Below are 24,319 nucleotides of genomic sequence, written 5' to 3'. Positions count from 1 at the left end.
AGCTGAAAAATCATTTCCTTACCACACCCGCTTGAACTGCACAGATGCGGAAATATCCTTATCATGGGCGCCCTTCTGCAGCAAGGTTTCACCACTCAGGAACCATCCCTTGGCAAATTCGGTTTCACCCGATAGCGAGAAGATGAAATGCGTCTTATCCTGATTGTTCCGCAGGGTATAAGACTTGCCGCCATAACCCTCGTAACGGAAGGAAAGTTCCGGGTCGGCTCCGGCGAAAGCATGCTTTACGCCCAAGCGCATACCGTAGCTGCCCTGTCCCAGATAACGCTTGAATTCCATGCCAATCTGTCCGGCAAAGTAAGTATTGTGTTTTCCATCCACCTGCTGATTGAATATACCTGCACCATTTTCCGTATAACCGTCCTGATTCAGCCAGGAAAGCTGGAAGCCTGCATAGGGGCTGACATGCCAGGTCTTGCCGTCAGTGGCATGAAGGTCGTACTTATACTCGCCGCCAATTTCCATCAAATGAGAATTATATTTCGCTTCTGCGCCCAGACCCAATGTCCCGATGCTGCGGCGCAATTTGTTTTTTATCCAGCCATAGTCCGCATAGAGATAGGCGTCCGTCGCATTCTTATGGTAACCTGCATAAAAACCGAAACGCGTATCATAGATATTGCCATTGCCGGACGATGCGCCAAAGCCTGTGGTCTGGTAGCTCAGGAACAGACCGCCCCGCCAGTTTTCACTCAATTTGCGGTCATAGCCGCCCGATATCGCGCTGCCATGATAGTTTGCCCCGCCTTTAAGGTCGCCCCAGTTCTTGGTAAACTTCACCCAGGCATTATTATCCTGTTCCACAGGAAGTTGCGTGCTCAGCTTAAGGCCGTCCCCTTCTTCTCCATCTGCCAAACGACTTACCGGAACATTCACATTCACCGGCTGCAGGGAAAATGCCGTGCTCAAACGGTCGGAAATAACACGGCTTGCCAAAGTGCTCTGCTGCGTAAGTGCCACCGCCTGCGGGCCGGAGGACGCTCCAATTTCCGTAAGCGCATGTTTTGCACCGGAGGAATTCAAATTGTAGAGGGTGCGCATTTCTTCTCTGCGCGCATCACCCACAAGATTTTTCTGCATGCCTTCCATGGCATCATAGACCTCTGCCTGTTCAGCTGTCATTTCGCCGAGATTGTTGGCCGTCTGTGTCGTAACCTTCAATGTTTTGCCGTCATTTGTGCCGGTTGTCGAAAGCAGCCCTGTGATGGCGTGGGGCTTTCCGTCCGGATTTGCTACCTTGCCGTTTATCGCGCCGGCGTTCAGTACGGTTAATGTCTCATCAGGCAGTGCATTTACAGCCGTCACGGTCGAGCCTTCTACATTGGCTGTACCGCTGACGGCAATATTGCCTTGAGAACCGCCGCCATAGGCCTGCAGGACACCATCTGATTCCAGATTCCCGTTGACGGTCAGCACAGAATCCGGGCTGGCCGCGCCAATGGTACCATGATTGATGAATTTGCCTGTTGTGTCATCAGAAAAGCCCTTGCCCATACGTGCGGTCATATCGTTTACGGTATAAGTTCCGCCGTAAAGCCCAGCCCCTTTGGCCACGTTGATATTTACCACATCTGCCATTCCCGTATAGAGCAAATCACCGCTCTTCACGTTCATCTTCATATTGTCGGAGCCGCTGATATTGCCCTGATAGAGCATGGCTCCATCCTGCAGATTGAAGTTCAGGTTTGTCACCAGGTCGGGGATGTATTTGTTGTAAACATACTCGCCTCCGTTATATTGTATCTTCAAAGGCTTGATGATGCCGCTCTTTTTCTCGATTACATTGGTGTCATAATTTTTTTCCTCATAGGTGGTGCTCTTTTCCGTGGCGAAAATCCCCTGTTCCTCGGAAAAATGCTTCCAGTCGGATGTGATAGCGCCGCTTATTTCTGCCCCTTTGTTCACGTTGATATTTTTGACAAAGGCATTCCTGCCGATATAGATGGCGTTTTCGCCACCGGCAATTTTCCCGGACAAATTGCAGTCGGTAAGCAATTCCCCCTTCAATTCATCGGCAGAAGCGTTGTAAGTGTTACCGTCCATATCGTTCAAGACTTTATTTTCAGCCTTGGTGATTTCGCCGGTGTAAGCACTGACTCCACGACTGTAGCGAATGTAGGAGCCACGGTATTCATCAAGGGCTCCATTGGTGCTTGAGCCAAAGTTGAATTCCACCGCATTGCCGCCTGCCCCATTGGCCGTCACCTTTCCCGCCAGATTGAGATTTTGCTGGCGGCCATAGGCAAACAAGATGCCCTTGCCCCGATAGCCGTCTGCATGGATTTCGGTTGCTGCGGGAACGCTTATCGTATTTTTTTCGCCGTCCACCCGGATGCCAACTGCGCCCGTGCCTCGCGTCAAAATATCTGCTGACTGGGTGATATGGTTATTCGCTCCATAAACGTGCAGACCAAATCCCAGTGGAACTTGACTATAAATATTGGCAAGATACGCCGTGCCATCCTTATTTCTTGCAAAATATCCCTGTTTATTGTCGATGGTCAAACCATTTCCATAAACGGAATGCCCAAAATACGCCTTTCTGTCGATGTTATAGCCTAAATCCTGCAGAGCCGCCAGTTCCACCTCCATAAAGGAGGTATAGTTGCTGTAGGCACGATGGCTTTGCATGCCTGCTGTTTGGAAGTGGCTGCCTTCAAAGACGTCATTATAGCCACCGGCCCTTTTCCGTTCAAAAGCGTTGGTAGGTATGCCAGAAACGCCGTTAAAGGTTGCTCCTGCCAGGGCATCCGTTACATTGTCCCCTACAAAATAGGCAAAATTTCCCAGGTCGACAATAAAGCAATCCGATTTCTTCAGCGTGGGATTCTTTTCTTTTAAGCGGTTAAACCCTTCCGTAGTCACAATCATCATACCGGGCTTGCCGTGATTTCCATTCTGGTCTATCAGATGAAGATTCCAAAAATCCTTGTCTTCTGTATATGCAAATTTGGACAAGGTCAGCTTGTTTCCACCATCGAGATACGCAACTTTTTCTGTTACCGTATTTCCGTTCCAGTCACAATTCTCTATTATGGCAGACACCCCCAGAGCGTGTACCAGCTCATGGCGGAAGCAGCCGATAAAATCAGCAGCTTGCTCATTGGTGGGAAGCACGGTATCCGCATCCACCCACCACCCCTCAGGGGCACCGTCACGATTCGCACCGAAATGCTGTCCGATTTCGATTCTGGAAAAAGAATAAGTGCCCTCGTCAGCAACAAAGCCTGTTTTTAGTTTTTCAATATCCAGGTAATCCAGAGTTAATTTTCCCTGCAACATTTGGGCAACGTAGTTTTCATGGACCATTTTTCCATCTTTTACGGATAATGTGCTGCCATAGGCATTCTGGTGGTTGTCCTGTGTGACAATCACCATCTGCCATGGGGAGGTGAATTTGGACCTGGGGCCCAGCATCTCCGACCAGTAGGTAGCGGCAGATTTGATTGCCGCCCTGAGGACTGTCGGCAGTATGTACCCTGACTCTTTGCCTTGCAGTGTTTCACCTGTATTGAAGAAAGATAAGTCAATAAATTTTCGGCCATTGAAATCCACTCTATCGGCATCATGGGCTTCAACATGGCTGCCCAACTGGACCCCCATTGCAACTGCTGCCAAAATCGCCAGTTTTTTTGATCGTCGCATCCCTTTCGCTCCTTCTGAAAAAATCATAGGCATCTGCCGTGCCAGCATCCTCATAACCGCAGTAATACACCGCGAACAAGTTCTTGCATCCTGGTCAATCTGGCTGGTGGTCACGGCGTTTGCGACTTTACCAGATGGCTACCCTATCCTTGGGAGCCAGATACATGCCATCGCCTTCGGTGATGCCATAGAAATTCAGGAACTCATCAAACTGCTGCAAGGTGCAGTTGATGCGCAGGTAGTGCATGGGATGAACATCGTTTATCCGCCCATAAGCAGACTGGAGCGTGTCCTTTGTAAGAAAGCCGGCAGCATAGGCGCGATAGAATTTGTCATAGTCAAAGTCTTTTTTCGTCGCCGCAACGCGCAGGATGGCTTTCATTCCTGCCATATCCGCACCGGCTTCGCCGGTCATGATGCTGCCGTAGAAGTCCTGCCCAGCCCATGGGTGCATATTGTTGTAATAGGCGACCAGCTTATCGTTTCGCTTCTGGAAGGCGGCGTAGTCTTCTTTCGTCCACCAGTTTTTCATGTTTCCTTCTTTATCAAACTGCGCCCCCGTTGAGTCAAAAGCATGGGAAATCTCGTGACCGATGACGCGGCCTATCTTGCCCAGCATTTCTTCATCGCTCATATTGCTGTTATACATGGCTCCTTGGGCGTACCCCCCGGCGATGTGAATGGCATTGGTCATCGGGCTATAGGCGCAGTTCACCTCTTGAGGCGTCATGACCCATATCGTCTTGTCAATCGGCCGGACGGCTTTTCTGACATTCTTGGCCACTTCATATTCCTTGATAGCCACCAACGCTTGCCACAGGGTTCCGCCATTGTCCGGGGATGCGAAGTTCAGCTCCGGGCAGGCGACATTTTCCCAATTGTCCGGGTACAGCACTCTTTTGTCGATGGCCGCAAGTTTATCGAGTGCATTGGTGCGCGTGGCAGCAGACAGGAAATCGGCCTCATTTATTACGCCGCGATAGGCGTCCAAAATTTGGTCAACCAAAGCCGTTAGCCGCTCCTTGTCTGATTTTTTCAGATAGGTCGCACTGTAGAGCTGCGCCACCGGCCACTCCAAGGTATCCGCTGCCTGGGCGGCAGAAACATCCGCATCAGGCGGCATTCCCTTGGAGCCGGAGATGGCATTTTTGCGGTCAAAATTCCACTCATAGCACTCCCGGTCAAGAAACCCCGCAGTCTCAACTGCTTCATGGACAATCAGGTAATCTTTGAGCAGGGACAGATTTTCCTCGGTATACAGCTCGTTCAGCTTTTGTAAAAAGGCCGGCATCGTCACTAGGTATTCATCCGCATCCGGGTAACCGTTCTTCTTTAATTTTTCCAAGATAGGCAGCTTGCCCTGAGCCTCCTTTAATTTATCCCGAGAAAAACGATTATTCATACGGGCGATAGCGTCCGGGCTGTTTTGCTCCTCCTTGGTCAAAATAGTAGGGGCAAGCTGCGCTTCCAAAGCAAAGCAGTTCTCTATCTTCTGCCGTGCCACATCCTTGGTGCAGCCTAACTTTACGAGCATCTTCTCGGCTAGTTCAGAGTTGGCCTTTTTCTTTATGGCACCATAGTCGGTGAGATGGCTGTACTCGGCGGAATCATCAAGAAGCAGCGGAAAGCTGCTTGCCAGCAGTACCGGACGGGAGGAATTCAAAGGATCCGTTTCGGCTCCGCTCTCCCATAACCCGACCCAATTTTCCCCGGCGGGAACATCCACCAAATAACGGCTCAGCTCAGCAGTGGAATGAATCGCCTCCACCTTATCCGTTATCTTTTTCAGCGGGGCTATGCCTTGGGCATTGCGGTTATTCCAATCCATCATAAGATGATAGAAGTCATAGGCCAGTTTGGCATCGTGCCCTTCAGGCGCGGAACCTTGGAACATTTTTTTGAGATCTTCATTTGTTTTCAGTACCAAATCCATATCAATGCCGCCAAAGGGATACCCTTGAGGGATTTGCAGCTTGAGTATTTTGTCCTTGTTGACGGCGAGAGCAAAATTATCCTTGAGCGAGGCATTCATGTCTTCGGTGACAACGCCCTCAAGGTCGATGTACGGCCAAGGCGTGCCGCTCTTGTAGTTCGGTTCGGCTGCCCAAGCCGTTCCCCAGAGGGAAACAGCCATAGACAACCCTAATAATATCGCCAATCGCTTTTTCATCAGAAAATCCTCCCTTCGAAAATAACGTCTCCTTACCAGACGCGCTTAAACCTCTGCCATCCTTACCCATTTGAAGGCGTATTCATTCCGATTATAGAAATATTCGCCAAAACCCGCCATTTTCCTGCCGCAAGACCGAAACTGGGAGACGCAATAAAGCCCGTGTGGGCCGGTGATGTTTTCCGCAGCTTTTGACAAGTCTGTCTATTGCGAAGGAAAATATTACCGGCCCACACGGGCGTCTTATTGGTTCAGTTTAGTATCATAATTTGCTAAGTCATCCAAACAAATCACTATGTGTGCCTGTCCGCATAAGCTTCAATACCAGACGCTCATTGATAATTTGATATACCAGCAGCCAGTCAGGTTCAATATGGCACTCACGAACATTTTTAAAGTTCCGCGAATCTGTAAGGGCATGGTCACGATACTTTTCAGGCAGCAATTTTTGATTTTGAAGCATTAGGACAACCTTTTCAAAATTTTTTGGGTTACAGCCGCGTTTTATGGCGCGCTTATAATCTCTTTTGAAAATAGAAGGATATTCAATCGTCAGCATTAAGGTCCTCCATCAATGCCTGCACTGTTTGAAACGGCCCATGAATATCAGGGTCATTGTCTGCCTCCAACAATCTCTGCATCAGAACCGAATCTGCCCCTTCTGCAGTAACTTCAAACGGAAGACCTTTCCGTATCAACGCCTGTCTTAGAAAGATATTGATAGCTGTCGTCATATCCATACCTAAACTCTTAAAAAGCTGTTGAGCCTGCTCTTTTACCACACGATCCATCCTAATACTCATGCTTGTCGTTGCACCAGCCATAATATCGCCTCCTCATATTTATTTTATAGCTAATAGATATTTATTGTCAATACAACAGCTACAATCATTAGACAATATTGCGCAGAGGAAAATATTATCAGCCACCGGGCGTCTTTACAATACTGATAAAGCATCAACATTTGTTGCCTAAGGGCTTATTTACTTGGCGAGAATCGACACGATTTTCTGGTAGTCATACTGCTGGGCTGCTTTCACCAGCTGCTGCCAAAGTTCTTCCTGCTCTTGGGGAATCTGATACTCTTCCATTTCATCAAAGATGCTCTCCAGCTGGTCTATGTCCATGCTTTCGGCAGCCAGCCGGATTTCCTCCAGAATAGCATCCATCATCTCTGCATCGGCTTCCGGTTTTTCTACTGCGGAGACTATGAATACTTCAGCTAAAGGAGCCTTGAAACTGCGGTATTCGGTCATGAAGGCTTCATGGTGCTTGCGAATATAGGCAATATCCCCGGCTTTGCCTGCATTTTCCAGCAGCTGGGCTTTTTCACCGAATTCCAGTGCTCCGATAAAACGCGCCGAACTTTTCAGGGCATGGACTTTAATGGTGTAGTTATGCCAATCTTCATTGGCATAAAAGCCTTCAATTTCAGCGGCCTTATCATCCAGTGATTCATAGAAGATTTTTAATATCGGCAGATAGTCATCCACTGAACCGAGGTTATCTATCCCGTTTTTTAGGTCAACCCAGGGCTGCTCCTGCAGGGGCAGCAAAATTTTCGGCAAATCACCAGCAGCGTCTTGTGGCTTGTCTTCGGCTTCTGGTGCGCTGCCCTCCATGCTCATTACCACCTTGTCATCCGGCAGGTATTCAATGAGGTTTTCTTCCAATTTGTCCGTATCAATGGGCTTGGTCAGATAGTCATTAAAGCCTGCCTCGATATATTGTTCCCGGGCGCCGGAGATGGCATTGGCCGTAAGGCAGAGCGCAGGGGTTTTGCTATTGGGACATTCTGGATGCTGCCGCAATTCATGAAGGGCCTGTATGCCATCTTTATGGGGCATCATGTGGTCCAGGAAAATGATGTCATACTGCCTGGCCATGGCTGCTTCCACCGCTTTCGTGCCGTCAATGACGGTATCAATCTGTATCTTGGTCTTCTTCAGCAGGTTCTTGAAGACCAACAGATTCATCTCATTATCATCCGCCACCAATATATGCGCTTCCGGGGCAGTAAATTTTTCGCGGTATTTCTTTTTTTTCTTGAGCATCTGTGCATAGGACGCTGCATAATCGCCCAGAGGTTCCCAATTGGTTACTTTTTGCTCAACCCGGAAGGAGAATGTGGAGCCTTCGCCGTATACGCTGTCCACCTCCAGATGGGAATCCATCATGTCCAGCAGCATCTTGATGATGGACATACCAAGGCCTGTGCCCTCAATATTGCGGTTACGCTTTTCCTCGATGCGTTCAAATTTGGAAAACAGCTTGCTCAAATCTTCAGGTTTAATGCCAATGCCCGTGTCCTTGATGGCTATGACCAGCATAACTTTGTCATCCGCGCCCTCGATGCGCTCAAAGCCCAGGGAGAACGTTACACCGCCTTTTTCCGTATACTTCACGGCATTGGTCAGGATATTGGTGATAATCTGCTTGATGCGGACTTCATCACCATAGAGCAATTTGGGCGTATCCTGGTCAAAATCCAGAGTCAGGCTCAAATCTTTTTTATCCGCGCGAACCTTGGCCATCATGACCAGGTCATTGAGCAACACGGACAGGTCATACTCCACGGGGATAATATCAATTTTGCCGGCTTCAATCTTGGAAAAATCCAAAATATCGTTAATCAGGCTCAGCAAGGTGGTACCTGCTGTCTTAATATTCTCCGAGTAGCCCAGAAGCGTCGTGTCTTCGCATTCCCGCAAAATCATTTCGTTCATGCCCAGGACAGCGTTAATCGGCGTACGTATTTCATGAGACATATTGGACAGGAAGTCACTCTTGGCCTTGGAGGCGCTTTCAGCCATTTCCTTAGCGGCCCGCAATTCGTCGCTCTCTTGAATTACCACACGCACGCGAACTAAATATATAGCGCCGATAACCACCATCAGCATCAAAAGACCAAATACCCAGATTACTAACAGGGAAATGCTGTCAATCCCCTCGCTGGCTTTATCTTTCGGCACGAACCCTGCCAAAAGGAAATCCGTATGGGGAATTTCTGCCTCAAAGAGCAACATTTCCCCGCGCTCGGTCGGAAAGATATGCGCAGCAGCCACAGAAACTTCCATCTCCTGATGCATGGAGTTAAAGCTGTCTTTTACCTCCTGGCTATTCATATAGGCCACATCTTCCGGAGTACTCTCGTCAAAGGGAATGATGACATCTCCCTCACGGGAAACCACCATCATCTTGCCAATACCGTCATAACAGCTGATGGAAAAGCGGTCCGCAATCGCCGTCAGAGGATACTGCCGGTATAGGACATATTTTATGTTCTTACCATTAAACACCGGATAAGTGAATAGCAGCCCCTGCCCTGTCTCAAAGGTGATATCGCTTTTGCCGCGAAAAGCTGTCTGGATGCCGCTATAGATACGCGGTGAAATCGCATCTCCATAAATAGCCGTGCCTTCAATATCCAGCAGTCCCTGCCTGACCCCGGCTTCATCATAAATCAAAGGCATAATCTGCCCTACCGCTTCCGGGTTGGCTTCGATTTTATTGGCTACATAGGCCAGAGTTTCCAGCTCCGTGCCAAGTTTTTCTGCGGCCTGCGTTGCCAATGTTTCAGCCTGCCGCCTTGTCTGGCTCTCCGTGTAAGCGGATAACAAATCCTCCATGCGGTTATGAAATAAACCACCCACCAGCAGCAAAACCAGGCCAAATCCCACCAAGGCAATAAAGGTCCCTTTTTTCACCCCTGTCATCTGCTTACTCATAAATCCTTACTCCCTTGACATACCAATCCATACCGGAAAAGAGCTCTGCATCGCTGATTCTTTCCCCTTCGCCACAGCGAAGTCTTCCCTGATTGTCATAAATGACACCGGAAAACACGCTCTGTCCCAACATCAGCTGCTGTTCTTTTTCCGCTTCCACCTGCGCGGCCTCATCCGAAACTACCGGCGATAAGGGGTGAAGTTTTACAGCACCTTCCTTGAATCCCATCCAGTAACTGCTGTTAAAATTGACTCTTCCGCTGAGATAGTCCCCCAGCACTTTTTCATAGACCACTTGCCAATCGTAAACCACGGCCGTCAAAAAACGGTCCGAATACTGTTCGGCAACAGCATTGCAGCCAATGCTCAACAGACCTCGCTTCTCCGCTTCTTTTATCGCATGGGGTTTATCCGCATGATAGGTAATTACATCTGCCCCGGCCTGCTGCAGGAGGGCAACGCTTTTCCGCTCCTCGGCCTCATCATCCCAGCTGCCGGTGAAGCGGACGATGATCTGCGCCTCAGGATTCACCGCTAATATACCCAAAGCATAGGCATTAATGCCCCGGTTGGTCTGGGAATTGGGCATGGCGGAAACATAGCCCAAAATTCCCGTCTTGCTGGCCTTTCCGGCGATGATGCCAGCCAAGTACCGCGCCTGATACAAACGGGCAAAATATGAGGTACAGTTTTTCGCCTCACCTTTATCGGAAATGCAGAAAAAAGCCACATTCGGATATTTCCGGGCAATCGCATCCACATATTGCCCATAGCCAAAGCTGGTCAGATAGATGACATTTGCCCCTTTGTCTATCAGTTCTTCTACTGCAGCATAAGTGGCGCTCTCGTTCTCAGCCACATTATCTACCGAATGAATTGCAACATCATGGGCGCGGCAGGCTGCGGAAAGCCCCTGGTAGTGACTGTAATTCCAGCCATTATCCGTCATGTCACCAACCAGAACACACCCTACCACGGTTTGGCGCTTCGTCTCCGGCAGTTGAAAGCTCTGAATGACCACCACCAGAATGATGAATAGCATGCCAATCAGCAGCAGCGGAAAATTCATCCGCATCCAGTCTTTAGTCTTCAACGGTCACGCCCTCCACATACCAGTCAAAACCATTTAACATCTCATCATCTGACATGGATTCGCCTGCATTGATGCGCAGTTGTCCCTGATTATCCTTGATGGGGCCGTAAAATACATCAAATCCCCGGCTGTTGAATTTTTCACTGGCTTCCCGCACCAGTATGGCGGTGTCCATATCCAAATGAGGGCTGGGCGACAGGCTGACCATCCCCTTCTCCTTGTCAATCCAGTCCTGACGGCCATGGAATTTACCCTGCAGGCAGTTCAATATCTGCTCGCGGTAATAAATCTGCCAATCCCATACACAGGCAAGCAGGTAGGTATTGGGAAACAAATCCCGATTGTCCCTATGGTAGCCAACAGACCATACCCCCCTGCTATCGGCCTCCTGATGGGGCGCCATGGAATTGGTATGGACGGTCACGACATCAATAGGAAAGTTATCCAATAATTTCCGGCATGAATTCAAGGCTGGTGCATCATCCGTCCAGGACTTGCAATAGCTCACATGTACCACAGCATCCGGGCGTACGCTCTTGACGCCCAACGTGAACGCATTGATGCCGCGAATCACCTGTGAATTGGGGAAAGCTGCAATAAAGCCCAATTCCCCGGTCTTCGTCTTTTTACCCGCCACAATTCCTGACAAATATCGTGCCTGATACATACGGCCAAAGAACGAGGAATAATTTTCCTGATGATAAACGCCCCCTGCGTGCAGGAAATACGTATGGGGATATTCAGCCGCTGCCTTTTGCATAGCCTTGCCATAATCAAAGCTGCAACCGATGATAATCCGGCAGCCCTTTTTTTCAATCAATTCCTTAATGTCGGCGTAGCAATCGCCAGGCGCATGTTCCTTGTAGATAATCTCTAAATTCAGCTCTTCCTTCAGGGACTCCAGCGCTTCATAATGGGTTTGGCCCCAGCTCCTATCCATGAACTCCCCGTTGGTAAATATGCCGACTTTAGTCGTCTGAGCCGTCACATCCGTATCCACCTGAGTTCTTTGAATAATTAAAATTCCCCCCATGGCAAACAATAAGATGATTAAGGCAATTAAAAATAATCTTTTCACGGTCTATTCCTTTCCTAAATCATCAGAAAATGCCCCGCAGCGAACTTGTTTTAGAGTATACTCTTTATGTACTCCAACAGTTTTTCCTTCTTGTTGGATTTAAGGATATAGCCCCGGGGTTTCAGCGCCACCACCCGTGCCACCTGTTCCTTGCCCGACACCCCGGTCAAAAAGACCACGGGGATATTCTTCAAGACTTCCTCCCCCTTGAGCATCTGGAAAACCTGCGGTCCGTCCATAACCGGCATCTCATAATCCAAAAGAATCAAATCAACCGGGGTCTGACGCAGGGCTTTGATGACCTGCGAACCGTCCGTAAGGACAAACGTGCTGTACTCATCCTTCAGGCACGCCCGCAGCATTTTGGCATAGACCGGATCATCATCCACGATCAGAATCCGCTTGGATTTGTTGCGGGTATGTTTCATCACGGACAGGGTAAATTCATCCATTTTCAGGGGACGGCTAATCCATTCGTAATCGCTGGCCAAAGGCACCTGCATCATAACGTCAGCATAATCGCTGCCTTCCCCCAGCAGTATCATTTCCGCACCTTTTTTGCTTATGATATCCAGGATAAGGTTCAGCGACGATATATTCCGGATATCGGAGGCAAAATTTTTCGGCAGATACACCAAAAACAAGGGCTTGAGCATGGCTTTTTCCGCAATCTTGTCAAACTCCCCCGCCAGTATCTCCACCTCATACCTTAACTCCTGCAGCTTGCGCTCAATAGTCTTCACAATGACGCTATATTGGTACATGACAATGACCACATTCCTTTTGCTTCCATTCTGCTCGCTCATCTTATATTCTCCTATCCAGTAAGTATTAATCAATAGAAAATAGTGTATATTCTTAATATTCACATAAGTTTTTTGAAAAAATCTCCCTCTGCCCAAAGCAGGGCATTTCACAGTGTCTTAGGGAACATTTTCAGCGCATGCTTCCGCTTGTACATCGCTTCGTCTGCCCGGTCAAAAATCCGCTTGCAGCTGTTGTCCTGCTCTGGGACATACTCCGCTATCCCCGCTGCCACGACCACAGCACCATGCTGACGGTTTTCCTCAACCACCGCATTGAATGCTGCCAGCAGTTTTTCCCGATTTTCATAGTCTTCCTGTTCCAGAAAGACCACAAACTCATCGCCGCCTACTCGATAAACAGGACTTTTCTTAAAGCTGTCACAAATCAAACGGCAGGCTTCTTTTATGTACGCATCCCCTACATCATGGCCTAAGGTGTCGTTGATGCGCTTCAAATTATTGACATCCAGCACGACCAAAGCAAGTTCCTGCCTTATCCCTTTGGCAATCTCCCGGTCAATCTGCTCGATTTTCTCCGCATAGGCCAGTTTGCTCTTCACACCGGTAAGGGCATCTTTATAGGCCAAAGTCCAGGCTTTGTTCAATTCATTAAACTGCTCCCGCTCACGTTCTAAGGCAAGTTCCAAATTTCTGTGATATTCCTCCCGCTCATTTTCAATGACAAAAGTCCGCAACAGACAGCCGCCGAGCATATAGCTGATGGCATAGAGCGGATACGTGGGAAAAAATATCTGCCCCACTACAAAAAACATAATCAGCAGACCGGAAAAGCCAATGGTCCAATACCGCTGCCGCTTTTTTTCATTGCTGACCGGAGCGAAGAAAAACGCATAGATGGAGGTCAGCAGCAAAAGGATTATCTGATGGATGAACATGCCGTCCCGGGCTATTCCCGCATGATAAACGCCACTGCTATCGAAGTAGAACATCAGCGGCCAAAAGCGGTTAAGCGGTGTAGCCATCACGACACCGAAAAAGAGCCCTCCCCCCATATACTTCAGGAAACGGCTGAAACTGTTATTGATGTCCAAATAAGACACCACATAACGGGTCCAGAGCCAAACACTTACCGCCATAACGATAAAATACACTTCCGTGTCCAGATACAGCCAATCAAGCTCTTGTATTTCATACAGCCAGGCCCATAAAAAATCGACAAAATAGTAAGTAATCAACACATACAAAAAATAGCGATAATTCTTCTTGGAGGACTCCTCATCACTGGCTGCTTTTTTCAGCACCACATCATGATTGAGAATTAGGAGCACCAGCAGAGCCAGGCAATCTATTAAGCAGTAGTACATACTCCGCCCCACCTCCTTTGCGCATAACCACAATATCCTTTACCTTCCCCATAAGGGTAACCAGTCCTGAAAAGGAATGCTTATGCATTCACGATTAACTTGTTGATAAATATTCACTCATTAAGGACATTTGCCCCCTACAAGAACAATATCAAGCAAAAAAAAATCAGTACCAACAAAATTTCCCATCTCTTCTCACTCCCTCTGCGTCAGCAAATACGTCTCCAATATATTCATTATATTCATTCGCCTCCCACGTAACAAATCCCTGCCGCATAAATCATGTTTTTCGGTTCAATTATACTATCGGTCAAAAAAGCAGAAAATAAAATGCAGCCACTAAGCCAGCGGGAGCCGGTGATGTTTTCTGCAGCTTTTGACAAGCTTGTCTATGGCGAAGGAAAATATTATCGGCTCCCGCTGGCGCCTTATCACTTCATTGTAATGTACGCATAAAGCCCGGTGGCTGACCATGCTTTTCCGCCGCGTTTGGCAAGCCTGCCTAAGCAGAGGAAAAGTATGGTCAGCCACCGGGCGTCTTATTACCTCATTGTAATGTACACACTAAGCGCGGTGACTGGTGATGCCTTTCCGCAGCTTTTGACAAGCCTGTCTATGGCGAAGGAAAGGTATTACCGGTCACCGCGCGTCTTATCACTACGATGTAAGCCTAATTTTACTTATGCAGTTTGAAACGTAAACTCCCCATCAGCAAACCCAATGTTCACGGTATCGCCTTCCTGCACCTCCCCGCGGATAATGGCTTTGGACAGCGCCGTTTCCACCGTATGCACCAACAGGCGGCGCAAAGGTCTTGCCCCAAAGTTGGGGTCAAAGCCCTGGTCAGCCAGTGCCGTAAGGGCATCTTCATTCCAGCCCAGGGTGATTTTGACCTGGCGTTCCAGCCGTTCACCCAGAGCCTTCAGCAGAATACCGGCGATATTCTTCACCTGTTCCTTGGCCAGTGCCTTGAACACGATGATATCATCGACACGGTTCAGGAATTCCGGACGGAAATAATCCTTGAGGATATCCTTGACTGCCGTCTGCGCTTCTTCATAATCCTTGTTAAGGATTTCATGAGAACCCAAGTTGCTGGTCATAATGATGACCGTATTCTTGAAGTTCACCACACGGCCCTTGCCATCGGTCAGGCGGCCATCATCGAGAATCTGCAGCAGCACATTGAATACGTCACGGTGTGCCTTTTCGATTTCATCGAGCAGGATAACGCTATATGGACGGCGGCGCACTGCCTCAGTGAGCTGGCCGCCTTCATCATAGCCCACATATCCCGGAGGCGCACCGATAAGACGGGCCACGCTGTGTTTTTCCATGTATTCGCTCATATCAATGCGAATCATGCTGCGCTCATCATCAAAGAGCGCTTCGGCCAAGGTCTTAGCCAGTTCTGTCTTGCCTACGCCCGTCGGGCCAAGGAAGATAAAGGAACCAATCGGACGGTTGGGGTCTTTGATGCCCGCGCGGGCACGCAGGATAGCTTCGCTGACGGCCTTGACCGCTTCATCCTGTCCGACCACCCGCTCATGAAGCACATCTTCGAGATGAATGAGCTTTTCCCGTTCACCCGTGAGCATCTTGCTGACCGGAATACCCGTCCAGCGGCTGATGACCTTGGCGATATCTTCCTCGCCCACTTCTTCTTTGAGCAGGGTTTCGCCCTGGGCGCGGGCGGCAATCTTTTCTTCTTCCTCTTTTAACTGCTGCTGCAGCTGCGGAAGTTTGCCATATTTGAGTTCCGACAGGCGGTTGAGGTCATAGGCGCGTTCAGCGCTTTCCATCTGACTGTTGACCTCGTCGATTTCCTTTTTAATGGCGCGCACGCGCAAAATGGCCTGCTTCTCGCTGTCCCATTTGCCTTTGAGCGTGTTTTCCTGCGCCTGCAAATCGGCTTTTTCCGCCGTGATTTCGGCGAGTTTTTCCTGTGATGCCGCGTCCGTTTCCTTTTTCAATGCCTGTTCTTCGATTTCAAGCTGCATGATTTTGCGGCGGATTTCGTCAATCGGTGCCGGCATGGATTCAATTTCCGTACGCAGCTTGGCGGCTGCTTCATCGACAAGGTCAATGGCCTTATCCGGCAGGAAGCGGTCGGAAATATAGCGATCAGAGAGCACCGCTGCCGAAACCAGCGCCGCATCGCGGATGCGCACACCATGATGTACTTCATAGCGTTCTTTGAGGCCACGCAGAATGGAAATCGTATCTTCCACACTGGGCTGGCCGACCATTACCGGCTGGAAGCGGCGCTCCAAAGCCGTATCCTTTTCGATATACTTGCGGTATTCGTTGAGAGTTGTCGCACCGATGCAGCGCAGTTCCCCACGGGCCATCATTGGCTTCAAGAGGTTGCCCGCGTCCATAGCGCCTTCGGCGGCACCGGCACCGACAACCGTATGTACTTCGTCGATAAAGAGCAGAATCTGCCCATCGGATTTGACGATTTCATTGAGTACCGCCTTCAAACGTTCCTCGAATTCGCCGCGGAATTTCGCACCGGCAATCAAAGAACCCATATCGAGCGAATAGAGCGTCTTGTTTTTCAGCGATTCCGGCACATCACCGGCCACAATACGGCGGGCAAGGCCTTCGACAATCGCCGTCTTACCTACGCCCGGCTCACCAATCAGCACCGGGTTGTTCTTCGTACGGCGGGAGAGAATTTCAATCGTGCGGCGGATTTCCTCGTCACGACCAATTACCGGGTCAAGCTTGCCCTGACGTGCGGCTGCCGTCAAATCACGGCCGAATTTTTCCAGCGACTTATAGCCTTCTTCGGGATTCTCGCTCGTGACATTCTGTTTGCGGTACTTTTTGATGGCGCCCTGAATATTGCTCTTGGTCAGCTTGAACTCCTTGCAGATGGACTGCACATCGCTACTGCCGTCTTCGGCCAGACCTAAGAGCAGATGTTCCGTGGAAAGGTAATCGTCCTTCATGGATTTGGCAAATTCCTCGGCCCGTGCCAGTACGCGCACCATATCCATGCCCATGGAAAGGCGGTCGGTCCCCCGGACGCTCGGAATCTTGCCCAGTTCCTGTTCCAGACGGGCTTTGAGCATCGGCAAGTCCGTCTTGCATTCATTAAAAATATCCGTCAGGAGTCCTTCCGGCTCCTTGGCCAGTGCCAGCAGCACATGCAGGGAAGTGATTTCCTGATGGTAGCGCATCGCCGCCATCTGTTGGGCAGCCTGCAAAGCCGCCATGGTTTTTGCGGTGTATTTTTCCTGTCCCATAATATTTCCTCCGTAAAGTCGCGGTTATTACCAACATCATCTTTACCCTTATTATACAGGATAAAGTCAAAAAGTCAAATACTATTTCTGACTTTTTGACTTTATTTCTAGTTTTACTCTCCTCATAATAATAAATAACAAAAGACCCCAAAGATTACTTTTCAAGGTCTTTTGTTGGTTATTTTAGTTATGCTATACTAGACACGTTGCCCAAACCTCCGTTTGGAAGTCCCGTAACGGGAAGGGGGTGTAAGGTGAATATCCATACGTAAATTCGTGGTAGCCGTCATGGTCAGTGTAACCGCTCATTACCTGATAAAATGCCTAGACGCGCTTATCACGTTAATCTTCGGGTGACATAGGCTCGACCTTGCATGAGTCGATAATCATGCAAGAACCCCACGATTGAGAAATGCCCTTCTCTCTCGTGGGGTTCCCTTTTGTATACCGACTTTGTAAGGTTCGGTGTCCATACGTTTGCTCACTTAGAGTATAGCATAGCCCAAAAATTACTTCAAGAGATATAACAAACTTTCACCTAACAACTGGAAACAATTCAAAGCCAAAATAAGTTGGCATCAACCTCATCATACTGTATAATAGACAAATCAGCAAACATTAATCTTAAAGCCCTTTATTATAGGAGGTTCCCATGACTCAAAATGAATTTCATAAACTAGTACATCTCGTAATGGACTCCAAAGCCAATCCGCCCGAAAATCTCTTTGCCGGCGGCATGGACAGCTGGCGGGCGCGGGCCAGACTTGCCCACTTCCTCGCCATGGACGAAATCGACAAAAAGGACGAGGCCAACGAACTTTTCCACAGCGTGGTCGAAGCCGATTATAATGAAGAAATCAGCGAAGAAGTCGAAGAATACGCCTTTGCCCTGCAGAAATTAAGCGCACTCGAAAAAGAACAGGGGAAGTTTGACGAAGCGCTCTCCCATATCAATACGGCGATTGAAGCTGCCGAAGGCACTGATTTTCTCTACAAGTATATCCTGCGCGGCGAACTCTGGGCTGACCGCTGGAATCTGCTGCACAAGATGAACCTCACTGCCGATGCCGAAAAGGAAGTCGATGAACGTATCGAAGCCTACAAGGACATTCCCATCGAGCACAACAGCTATCTTTACTACGGCTACCGTTTCAAGGCCCAGTTGGCCGCCGCCCGCGGTGTAACGCTTGTGGCCAAGGACTATATGCACATGGCCATTCACGCTATGGAGATTCCCGAAAATTATCAGGCAGGCCTCGAAAAAGCCTTTGCCGCTGACCATGATAATGCTTCCTGGATTCTCACCGAAGTCGATAAGGCTACGCCGAATCCGGATATGCTACACTGGGATATTTAATAAACATACAGGAAAGTGCCCCTTTTTTGGCGAAGTAGTCCATATTGTTATCCTATGCCGATAAGCGTTTTAGACAGATTTATCCGAGGTGAAACAAATGGACAAACGAAAACTTTGGCTAACGGGGGCACTTTTCCTTTTAACCGGCCTGGTTATGACTTTTTTTACAACGGCAAGGTGCCTGGCGGCAGATAATGACGTTTTAGCCCAGCGTATTGAGGCGCTATCCAACGCGGACAGCACCCGTTATTCCGTGTATGCGGCTTTTCCTGAGGAAAATTCTACGCCCTACCTCTATCAATCCGAGCCGATGCGCTCGGCCAGCATGATTAAGGTATTTTTGCTCGCCGATGCTATGGAAAAAGTCCGTGACGGCAAGTTATCCCTCGACAGCACCATTACTCTCCACGCCAGTGACAAAGTAGGCGGAGCGGGTATCCTGTGCGGCTATGCCAATGGTTCGGTATTATCCCTGGACACGGTATTGCGCCTGATGATTACCGAAAGCGATAATACGGCTACCAATCTAGTGATTGACCTCTTGGGCATGGACGATATCAATGCCTATATACAGCGTAATGGCTATTATGATACGAAACTAGCCCGCAAAATGATGGATTTTGCCGCCGTAAATGCGGGGTTGGACAACTACACCTCCGTACAGGATTTGGGCAGCTTCTTCCTCAAACTCTATCAGCATGACTGCGTAGGGTTTGAACAGGACGAAATCATGCTTTCCTATCTCAAAGGACAGACTGATAAGGAATGTTTTCCCGCCGCCCTGCCCGGTGCAGTTATCGCCCATAAGACCGGGGAATTAGGCGGACTCTATGACGATGGCGGCATTATCTATGTGGACAATCGGACGATGATTCTTGTCATTATGACCGAACATTATTCCAGCCGTTACCGCGCCATTGAAACCATGAAGGCTATGGCGCAAGCCGCAGCCTGGCATTAAACCATAAGTAACAGCATTCACAAAGGCGGCTCCCGCAATGAGAGCCGCCTTTGCTTTTTTGCTTAATAATGGTTTACCACATATTGGTAAATCTGGGCTGCTACTGGCGATTTGCCGCCAAAAACATAAGCTTCATACCCTTCCGAATTCCGGTAATAGGGACTGCCATTTACCGGATAGAAGGAGTAGTACAGATAAACCCCGGAATATACAACGGTGCAATCAAAGGTGTAGGGACTGTAGCTTTTGATTTGGACACTTTCGGTAAGCAGATAAGCATCCGTACCATCACTATAGGTGCCTACATAAACCGGGCTGGCCTCTACTGTGCTATCCGCCGCACCAGTAAAGAGCAATGCCGCGGCCACAGCAAAAGCCAAAAAGATTCTCTTGAACATGATAACCCCTCCTTTCGTATTTTTTGTATATATACTACGAAAGAAGGGGTGTTTCCTGCTTCATGTCCAACAATATTTTACGCCAACGCTGTATGGGGATTTAGCTATTCCCCAGTTTTTGCGCAAATTTGGCCGTAATCAGCTGCGGCCTTGTAATCGCCGAGCCCACAATCGGCGCATAGGCACCTGCTGCCATCACCCGGCTGATATCCTCCGGCACATTGATACGCCCTTCCGCAAATACGGGAATGGCGAGCTCTTTACTGAGTCTTGCGACTAAGTCCACATCCGGCCCGGTAAGCTGCGGCGAATAAGGCGTATAGCCGGAAAGGGTCGTCGATATGGCATCAGCGCCCAGTTTTGCCGCCATCAGGCCTTCCTCATAGGTGGAAATATCGGCCAGTACCAGCCGGCCTGCCTCGTGAATGCGCGCGAGCAGCATCTCTATCTTTTCCCCGGCAGGACGTGGGCGGTCAGTCATATCCAGGGCAATCATTTCACATTCGGTACTGAGCAGCTCCTCTACTTCTGCTATAGTGGGCGTGATGTAAATAGGGGAATCCGCATAATTGCGTTTGACCAGCCCGATAACGGGCAAGTTCGTCACCTTTTTTATTTCCTGAATATCCACACTGCTCTGTGCGCGTATGGCCTTGGCGCCCCCTTCTTTGGCCGCCAGGGCCATACGTCCCATGATGAACGAGCTGTGCAGCGGCTCATCTGGCAGCGCCTGACAGGACACAATGAGTTTCCCTTTTACAGTGGAGAAAAAATTCATACAAACATCCTCTTTTCATTTATGCGTTATACTTATCCCCTGAATAACAGACGGCAAAAGCGCTGCCGCCTCCCTGTCCACGATAACGGCCACATCACGGTGCAACTGTAAGATGGATGCCGGTGCCTCCGGTGTCACATCGCCGCAAACCGCTTTATATACCGCTTCTGCCTTATTTTTCCCGTTGGCCAGCAGAATAACATGTTCAGCCATCATAATGGTCTTTATCCCCATGCTGATGGCATAGCGGGGCACTTCCGCAGCACTGGCAAAGAAACGGGAATTGGCCTGAATGGTTTCCTCATCTAATTCCACCTTGTGTGTGGTTGCCGCAAACTTTACATCCGGCTCATTAAAGCCGATATGGGCATTCTGCCCAATGCCCAGCACCTGCAAATCAATACCGCCTTTGGATTCAATCAGCTTTTCATAACGCTGGCCCTCTGCCGCCATATCTTCAGTCATACCATTGGGCAGGAAGACATTTTCCGGGCGGATATTGATATGACGAAAGAAATTTTCCTGCATAAAATAATGGTAGCTCTGTGGATTGTCCGGACACATGCCGATATATTCATCAAGGTTAAAGGTTGTCACTTCGGAAAAATCCAGCCCCACACTCTTATGTACGGCCACCAATCGCTCATACATGGAAACAGGCGTGCTGCCAGTAGCCAGCCCCAAAACGCTATTGGGTTTCAGATAAACCTGTCCGGCTACGATATTCGCAGCTTCCATTCCCATCTTTTCATACGAGTCCGTAATGATTATGCGCATAAAACTCGCCCTCCCTGCTCATCTGCTTATTTTCACCATTATCATAACACGCTTAACAAATTTTAGCTACTACTAAAGGAGTAGATTGTTTTATACTTTATACTTTGGTGGTATTGTGTAAAGCATTATTCAATCGTATAATATTTTTTGTCACTTGGGGAAGTGATGACACATGCCTTTAAGAAACAAAATGGGGAAGCTTTGCAGTTAAAGGATTATATACGAAAAAACGCAGGTTCTGAATCAACCTGCGTTTTTTCGTATATAAATTTATGCGTCAGGACTGCTTTGATTGCCGCTTCTTTTCCCGCCGTTCCTTGAAAAACCGCTTCATGATGCCGGAGCATTCTTCCTGCAGGACACCTGCAGTAATTTCCGGGCGATGATTCAAATGCTCGTTGCCGGGAATATTGAAGACTGACTCGCAGGCACCTGCCCGGTTGTCGGTACTGCCATAGACGACCCGATCCACGCGGCTCATCACAATAGCCCCGGCACACATTGGGCAGGGTTCAATCGTAACATAAAGCGTCAGCCCCGACAGGCGCCAGCGCCCTAAATCCTTGCAGGCCTGCTGTATGGCGATAAGTTCTGCATGCGCCGTGGCATCATGCCAGATTTCCCGCATATTGTGCCCACGCGTGACAATCTCGCCCGTAGCGTTATCCACCAGCACCGCACCAATAGGCACTTCTTCCAAATCATAGGCAACCTGTGCTTCCTTTAGTGCCTCCCGCATATAATAGGCATCATCTTTTACAGTTTGTTCGTTCGTCATGAAATATTTCGCTCTTCCCTTCTCAGATATTCATAGCGTAATCTTACCCTAACCGCAGCTTTTCCGTCAATAAAAAATGCCGCAGCCATCCCCAATCCCGCGGGCATGGCTACGACAATCCAACCACTGTCTTTTGTATAAATACCATATTGTGTTATCTCCCATTATCCGTTAACATCTATCTTCCCTTCTACGCTGCTCAGGTCAACCAATTCCCGATAAAACAGGGATTGTGTCGGCAGTGTAGACAATTCCAACCGATAAGCATTCGGCATACCCAGGCCTGCCTCATTTGCCGGACGAACTTCTTTTTCCTTTTCCTGGTTCAGCGTATGGGCAAATGACTGCTTATCTTTTTTTGCATCATGATAACCTTCTTTTCGTTCAAAGGAACGATTCACACTGGAATCTATACCTTTAACACGGGCGACGCGCTCAATACGGTTCAACATGACAACCACCTCCCCTGCCATAGGCCGCCCTTCCTATAAAGATATATCGTCATGTTTTAAGGGAAACTTAATAGTTTTTGAAAATAAAAATAAGACCCACTGACTTTTACCAGTCAATGGGTCTTAGCTTTATTTTCGCTGATTATTTCAGTGCATCACCGAGTTTTTCGTTGGTGCTGCGGGCAGCAGCTACGCTTTCATCAAACTTAGCTTTTTCGTCGCCTTCGAGCTTGTACTCAACGATTTTTTCCATGCCGTTCTTGCCGAGGATAACGGGTACGCCGATGCAGAGGTCTTTTTCGCCGTATTCGCCATCGAGATATACGCAGCAGGGCATGAGCTTCTTGGCATCGAGAGCAATTGCTTCAACCATAGCAGCTGCAGCAGCGCCCGGAGCATACCAAGCGGAGGTACCCAGAAGACCGGTCAGCGTAGCACCGCCAACCTTCGTCTGTGCTACAGCATCATCAAGCTGTTCTTTGCTGAGAAGCTGCGTTACAGGAATACCGCGGTAAGTAGCCAGGCTCGTCAGAGGAACCATGGTCTTGTCGCTGTGGCCGCCGATAACCGTGCCGTCGATGTCCGTCGGGGTTGCCGGATAGCCAGCTTCCTGCAGAGCCCTGGACAGGAAATAACGGAAACGGCTGCTGTCGAGCATACCGCCCTGACCGAGAACGCGGTTGCGCGGCAGTTTGGAATCTTTGAGCGTCAGGAACGTCATAGCGTCCATCGGGTTGGAGATGATGATGAAGATAGCGTTCGGAGAATACTTCAGCGCCTGGTCAACAACACCTTTGACGATTTTTGCATTTACGCCGATGAGTTCTTCACGCGTCATGCCCGGTTTACGCGGCATACCGGAAGTAACAACGACAACATCGGAACCTTCCGTCGGTGCATAGCCGTTTTCGTCACCGATTTCAGCCGTAACGCCCGTTACCGTGGTGTCAAAGTTCAGCAGATGTGCCGTCTGCATGATATCCATAGCCTTGCCTTCAGCAAAACCTTTCTTAATATCCACGAGCATAACTTCGCTGCAGAAATTCTTTACTGCCAGTACATTTGCTACGGTAGCGCCTACGTTACCTGCACCAACAACTGTTACCTTCATAATCAAATGCCTCCTTAGAATTAGAAAGCGATTGCCAAAAATCTGTAAATTCCATCAATCCATAAAGGAAACCGCTTTCGGTATGGCTCTTATGATGAATCACACTTATGATTCATTACGTGATAATTATAACAAAGTAGGATGAAAAAAGCAATAAAAAGCGGTAAATAATTTTATTATTTTTTATCTTATCATAAATTTGTTTAATAGTCTTATGACCTGCTAACAAGAAAATCGCGCAATCAAAAAGCGCTGTGGATAAAATGCTTTCGCATTTCATCACAGCGCCTGTTTGGTTTGTCTCAACTCGCAAACAATAACATCAGAACGTATAGGCCACGCTTACGTTGCCGCCAAAGCCGCGATGCTTGCCCGCGTGGGCCGTCAGGCATCTTTTGTTACGACAGCCCGCGCTCGCCCCTGGTGAAGTAGCCTTCGGCGGCGATGCCGGCGACGAAGATCACGTCTTCGTCCTCCTCCTCGCCAATCAGGACGTCGTACACCGTCTCGTATTTGCCGGTGTATTTCACGCTTGTTATGGCGATGCTTTCACCGCCGCGCACAAGTGCCGGTCTGCCTACGGCATC

At 48.9% G+C, this 24,319-nt stretch carries 20 protein-coding genes; 3 read left to right on the top strand and 17 right to left on the bottom strand.

Features of this window, described 5'->3' with window-relative positions; genetic code table 11:
• Positions 1 to 18: 18 nt before the first annotated feature.
• The 9 genes from G598_RS0103710 to G598_RS18465 form a co-directional block, all read right to left on the bottom strand.
• Positions 19 to 3,666, bottom strand: a complete 3,648-nt coding sequence (locus tag G598_RS0103710; RefSeq protein WP_026765802.1) for an autotransporter outer membrane beta-barrel domain-containing protein — start codon at positions 3,664 to 3,666, stop codon at positions 19 to 21.
• A 127-nt stretch (positions 3,667 to 3,793) separates the two neighbouring features.
• Positions 3,794 to 5,836, bottom strand: a complete 2,043-nt coding sequence (locus tag G598_RS0103705) for a M13-type metalloendopeptidase (RefSeq protein ID WP_026765801.1) — start codon at positions 5,834 to 5,836, stop codon at positions 3,794 to 3,796.
• A gap of 277 nt (positions 5,837 to 6,113) precedes the next feature.
• On the bottom strand, positions 6,114 to 6,395 hold the full coding sequence (locus G598_RS0103700) for a type II toxin-antitoxin system YafQ family toxin (RefSeq protein ID WP_026765800.1): 282 nt from the start codon (positions 6,393 to 6,395) through the stop codon (positions 6,114 to 6,116).
• A complete protein-coding gene (locus G598_RS0103695) occupies positions 6,382 to 6,660 on the bottom strand; it encodes a type II toxin-antitoxin system RelB/DinJ family antitoxin (RefSeq protein ID WP_026765799.1) in 279 nt (92 codons plus the stop codon). The genes G598_RS0103700 and G598_RS0103695 overlap by 14 nt, the downstream gene beginning before the upstream one ends.
• A 159-nt stretch (positions 6,661 to 6,819) precedes the next feature.
• On the bottom strand, positions 6,820 to 9,564 hold the full coding sequence (locus G598_RS16970) for an ATP-binding protein (protein ID WP_051179906.1): 2,745 nt from the start codon (positions 9,562 to 9,564) through the stop codon (positions 6,820 to 6,822).
• Entirely contained in the window at positions 9,557 to 10,657 is a 1,101-nt protein-coding gene (locus G598_RS16965) for a BMP family ABC transporter substrate-binding protein (RefSeq protein ID WP_051179904.1), read from the bottom strand. The genes G598_RS16970 and G598_RS16965 overlap by 8 nt, the downstream gene beginning before the upstream one ends.
• The gene (locus tag G598_RS16960; RefSeq protein ID WP_157833266.1) at positions 10,647 to 11,690 is read right to left on the bottom strand and encodes a BMP family ABC transporter substrate-binding protein; all 1,044 of its coding nucleotides are present in this window, start codon (positions 11,688 to 11,690) and stop codon (positions 10,647 to 10,649) included. Before G598_RS16960 ends, G598_RS16965 begins: the two co-directional genes overlap by 11 nt.
• A 95-nt stretch (positions 11,691 to 11,785) precedes the next feature.
• Positions 11,786 to 12,541, bottom strand: a complete 756-nt coding sequence (locus G598_RS18470; RefSeq protein WP_051179899.1) for a response regulator — start codon at positions 12,539 to 12,541, stop codon at positions 11,786 to 11,788.
• Positions 12,542 to 12,648: 107 nt separating this feature from the next.
• Positions 12,649 to 13,866, bottom strand: coding sequence for a GGDEF domain-containing protein (locus tag G598_RS18465; RefSeq protein ID WP_026765798.1), 1,218 nt, complete (start codon positions 13,864 to 13,866; stop codon positions 12,649 to 12,651).
• Between the two features lie 330 nt (positions 13,867 to 14,196).
• Between G598_RS18465 and G598_RS20335 the strand changes: the two genes are divergently transcribed.
• On the top strand, positions 14,197 to 14,322 hold the full coding sequence (locus tag G598_RS20335) for a hypothetical protein (RefSeq protein ID WP_272867093.1): 126 nt from the start codon (positions 14,197 to 14,199) through the stop codon (positions 14,320 to 14,322).
• 224 nt (positions 14,323 to 14,546) lie between these two features.
• Here the strand turns inward: G598_RS20335 and clpB are convergent, their stop codons facing one another.
• Positions 14,547 to 17,120 carry an ATP-dependent chaperone ClpB gene (gene clpB, locus G598_RS0103660; protein WP_026765797.1) on the bottom strand — a complete coding sequence of 858 codons (2,574 nt, stop codon included), beginning with the start codon at positions 17,118 to 17,120 and terminating at the stop codon, positions 14,547 to 14,549.
• 652 nt (positions 17,121 to 17,772) lie between these two features.
• Between clpB and G598_RS0103655 the strand changes: the two genes are divergently transcribed.
• A complete protein-coding gene (locus G598_RS0103655) occupies positions 17,773 to 18,477 on the top strand; it encodes a hypothetical protein (protein ID WP_026765796.1) in 705 nt (234 codons plus the stop codon).
• Positions 18,478 to 18,574: 97 nt separating this feature from the next.
• Positions 18,575 to 19,438: a serine hydrolase gene (locus tag G598_RS16945; protein WP_080656931.1), complete on the top strand. Its 864-nt coding sequence runs from the start codon at positions 18,575 to 18,577 to the stop codon at positions 19,436 to 19,438.
• A 62-nt stretch (positions 19,439 to 19,500) separates the two neighbouring features.
• Here G598_RS16945 and G598_RS0103645 read toward each other — a convergent pair whose 3' ends face one another.
• From G598_RS0103645 to G598_RS19690, 7 genes are all read right to left on the bottom strand, one after another.
• Positions 19,501 to 19,836: a hypothetical protein gene (locus G598_RS0103645; RefSeq protein WP_026765795.1), complete on the bottom strand. Its 336-nt coding sequence runs from the start codon at positions 19,834 to 19,836 to the stop codon at positions 19,501 to 19,503.
• A 100-nt stretch (positions 19,837 to 19,936) separates the two neighbouring features.
• On the bottom strand, positions 19,937 to 20,614 hold the full coding sequence (locus tag G598_RS0103640; protein ID WP_026765794.1) for an N-acetylmannosamine-6-phosphate 2-epimerase: 678 nt from the start codon (positions 20,612 to 20,614) through the stop codon (positions 19,937 to 19,939).
• A gap of 15 nt (positions 20,615 to 20,629) precedes the next feature.
• Positions 20,630 to 21,391: a glucosamine-6-phosphate deaminase gene (nagB, locus tag G598_RS0103635; protein WP_026765793.1), complete on the bottom strand. Its 762-nt coding sequence runs from the start codon at positions 21,389 to 21,391 to the stop codon at positions 20,630 to 20,632.
• A gap of 277 nt (positions 21,392 to 21,668) precedes the next feature.
• Entirely contained in the window at positions 21,669 to 22,169 is a 501-nt protein-coding gene (gene tadA / locus G598_RS0103630; RefSeq protein ID WP_037363145.1) for a tRNA adenosine(34) deaminase TadA, read from the bottom strand.
• 164 nt (positions 22,170 to 22,333) lie between these two features.
• Complete coding sequence (locus G598_RS0103625; protein ID WP_157833264.1) at positions 22,334 to 22,621, bottom strand: hypothetical protein; 288 nt, start codon at positions 22,619 to 22,621, stop codon at positions 22,334 to 22,336.
• Positions 22,622 to 22,763: 142 nt separating this feature from the next.
• Positions 22,764 to 23,732, bottom strand: a complete 969-nt coding sequence (locus G598_RS0103620; protein ID WP_026765790.1) for a malate dehydrogenase — start codon at positions 23,730 to 23,732, stop codon at positions 22,764 to 22,766.
• 398 nt (positions 23,733 to 24,130) lie between these two features.
• Positions 24,131 to 24,295 (bottom strand): hypothetical protein, encoded by a 165-nt coding sequence (locus tag G598_RS19690; protein WP_157833263.1) that lies wholly within the window; start codon positions 24,293 to 24,295, stop codon positions 24,131 to 24,133.
• Between the last annotated feature and the right edge of the window lie 24 nt (positions 24,296 to 24,319).

This window comes from Selenomonas ruminantium subsp. ruminantium ATCC 12561, from assembly GCF_000424065.1.
In the GTDB taxonomy this organism is placed as follows: Bacteria; Bacillota; Negativicutes; order Selenomonadales; family Selenomonadaceae; genus Selenomonas_A; species Selenomonas_A ruminantium.
Note: the sequence above shows the minus strand (reverse complement) of the source record. Positions and strands in the feature narration are given on the sequence as shown.

Coding starts and splice junctions, on each gene's coding strand:
- tadA (WP_037363145.1), bottom strand. CDS start 22,169: ATGACGAACGAACAAACTGTAAAAGATGATGCCTATTATATGCGGGAG.
- G598_RS0103695 (WP_026765799.1), bottom strand. CDS start 6,660: ATGGCTGGTGCAACGACAAGCATGAGTATTAGGATGGATCGTGTGGTA.
- G598_RS0103625 (WP_157833264.1), bottom strand. CDS start 22,621: ATGTTGAACCGTATTGAGCGCGTCGCCCGTGTTAAAGGTATAGATTCC.
- G598_RS0103710 (WP_026765802.1), bottom strand. CDS start 3,666: ATGCGACGATCAAAAAAACTGGCGATTTTGGCAGCAGTTGCAATGGGG.
- nagB (WP_026765793.1), bottom strand. CDS start 21,391: ATGCGCATAATCATTACGGACTCGTATGAAAAGATGGGAATGGAAGCT.
- G598_RS0103640 (WP_026765794.1), bottom strand. CDS start 20,614: ATGAATTTTTTCTCCACTGTAAAAGGGAAACTCATTGTGTCCTGTCAG.
- G598_RS16945 (WP_080656931.1), top strand. CDS start 18,575: ATGGACAAACGAAAACTTTGGCTAACGGGGGCACTTTTCCTTTTAACC.
- G598_RS0103620 (WP_026765790.1), bottom strand. CDS start 23,732: ATGAAGGTAACAGTTGTTGGTGCAGGTAACGTAGGCGCTACCGTAGCA.
- G598_RS18470 (WP_051179899.1), bottom strand. CDS start 12,541: ATGAGCGAGCAGAATGGAAGCAAAAGGAATGTGGTCATTGTCATGTAC.
- G598_RS0103645 (WP_026765795.1), bottom strand. CDS start 19,836: ATGTTCAAGAGAATCTTTTTGGCTTTTGCTGTGGCCGCGGCATTGCTC.
- clpB (WP_026765797.1), bottom strand. CDS start 17,120: ATGGGACAGGAAAAATACACCGCAAAAACCATGGCGGCTTTGCAGGCT.
- G598_RS20335 (WP_272867093.1), top strand. CDS start 14,197: ATGCAGCCACTAAGCCAGCGGGAGCCGGTGATGTTTTCTGCAGCTTTT.
- G598_RS18465 (WP_026765798.1), bottom strand. CDS start 13,866: ATGTACTACTGCTTAATAGATTGCCTGGCTCTGCTGGTGCTCCTAATT.
- G598_RS0103700 (WP_026765800.1), bottom strand. CDS start 6,395: ATGCTGACGATTGAATATCCTTCTATTTTCAAAAGAGATTATAAGCGC.
- G598_RS16970 (WP_051179906.1), bottom strand. CDS start 9,564: ATGAGTAAGCAGATGACAGGGGTGAAAAAAGGGACCTTTATTGCCTTG.
- G598_RS0103655 (WP_026765796.1), top strand. CDS start 17,773: ATGACTCAAAATGAATTTCATAAACTAGTACATCTCGTAATGGACTCC.
- G598_RS16960 (WP_157833266.1), bottom strand. CDS start 11,690: ATGGGGGGAATTTTAATTATTCAAAGAACTCAGGTGGATACGGATGTG.
- G598_RS0103705 (WP_026765801.1), bottom strand. CDS start 5,836: ATGAAAAAGCGATTGGCGATATTATTAGGGTTGTCTATGGCTGTTTCC.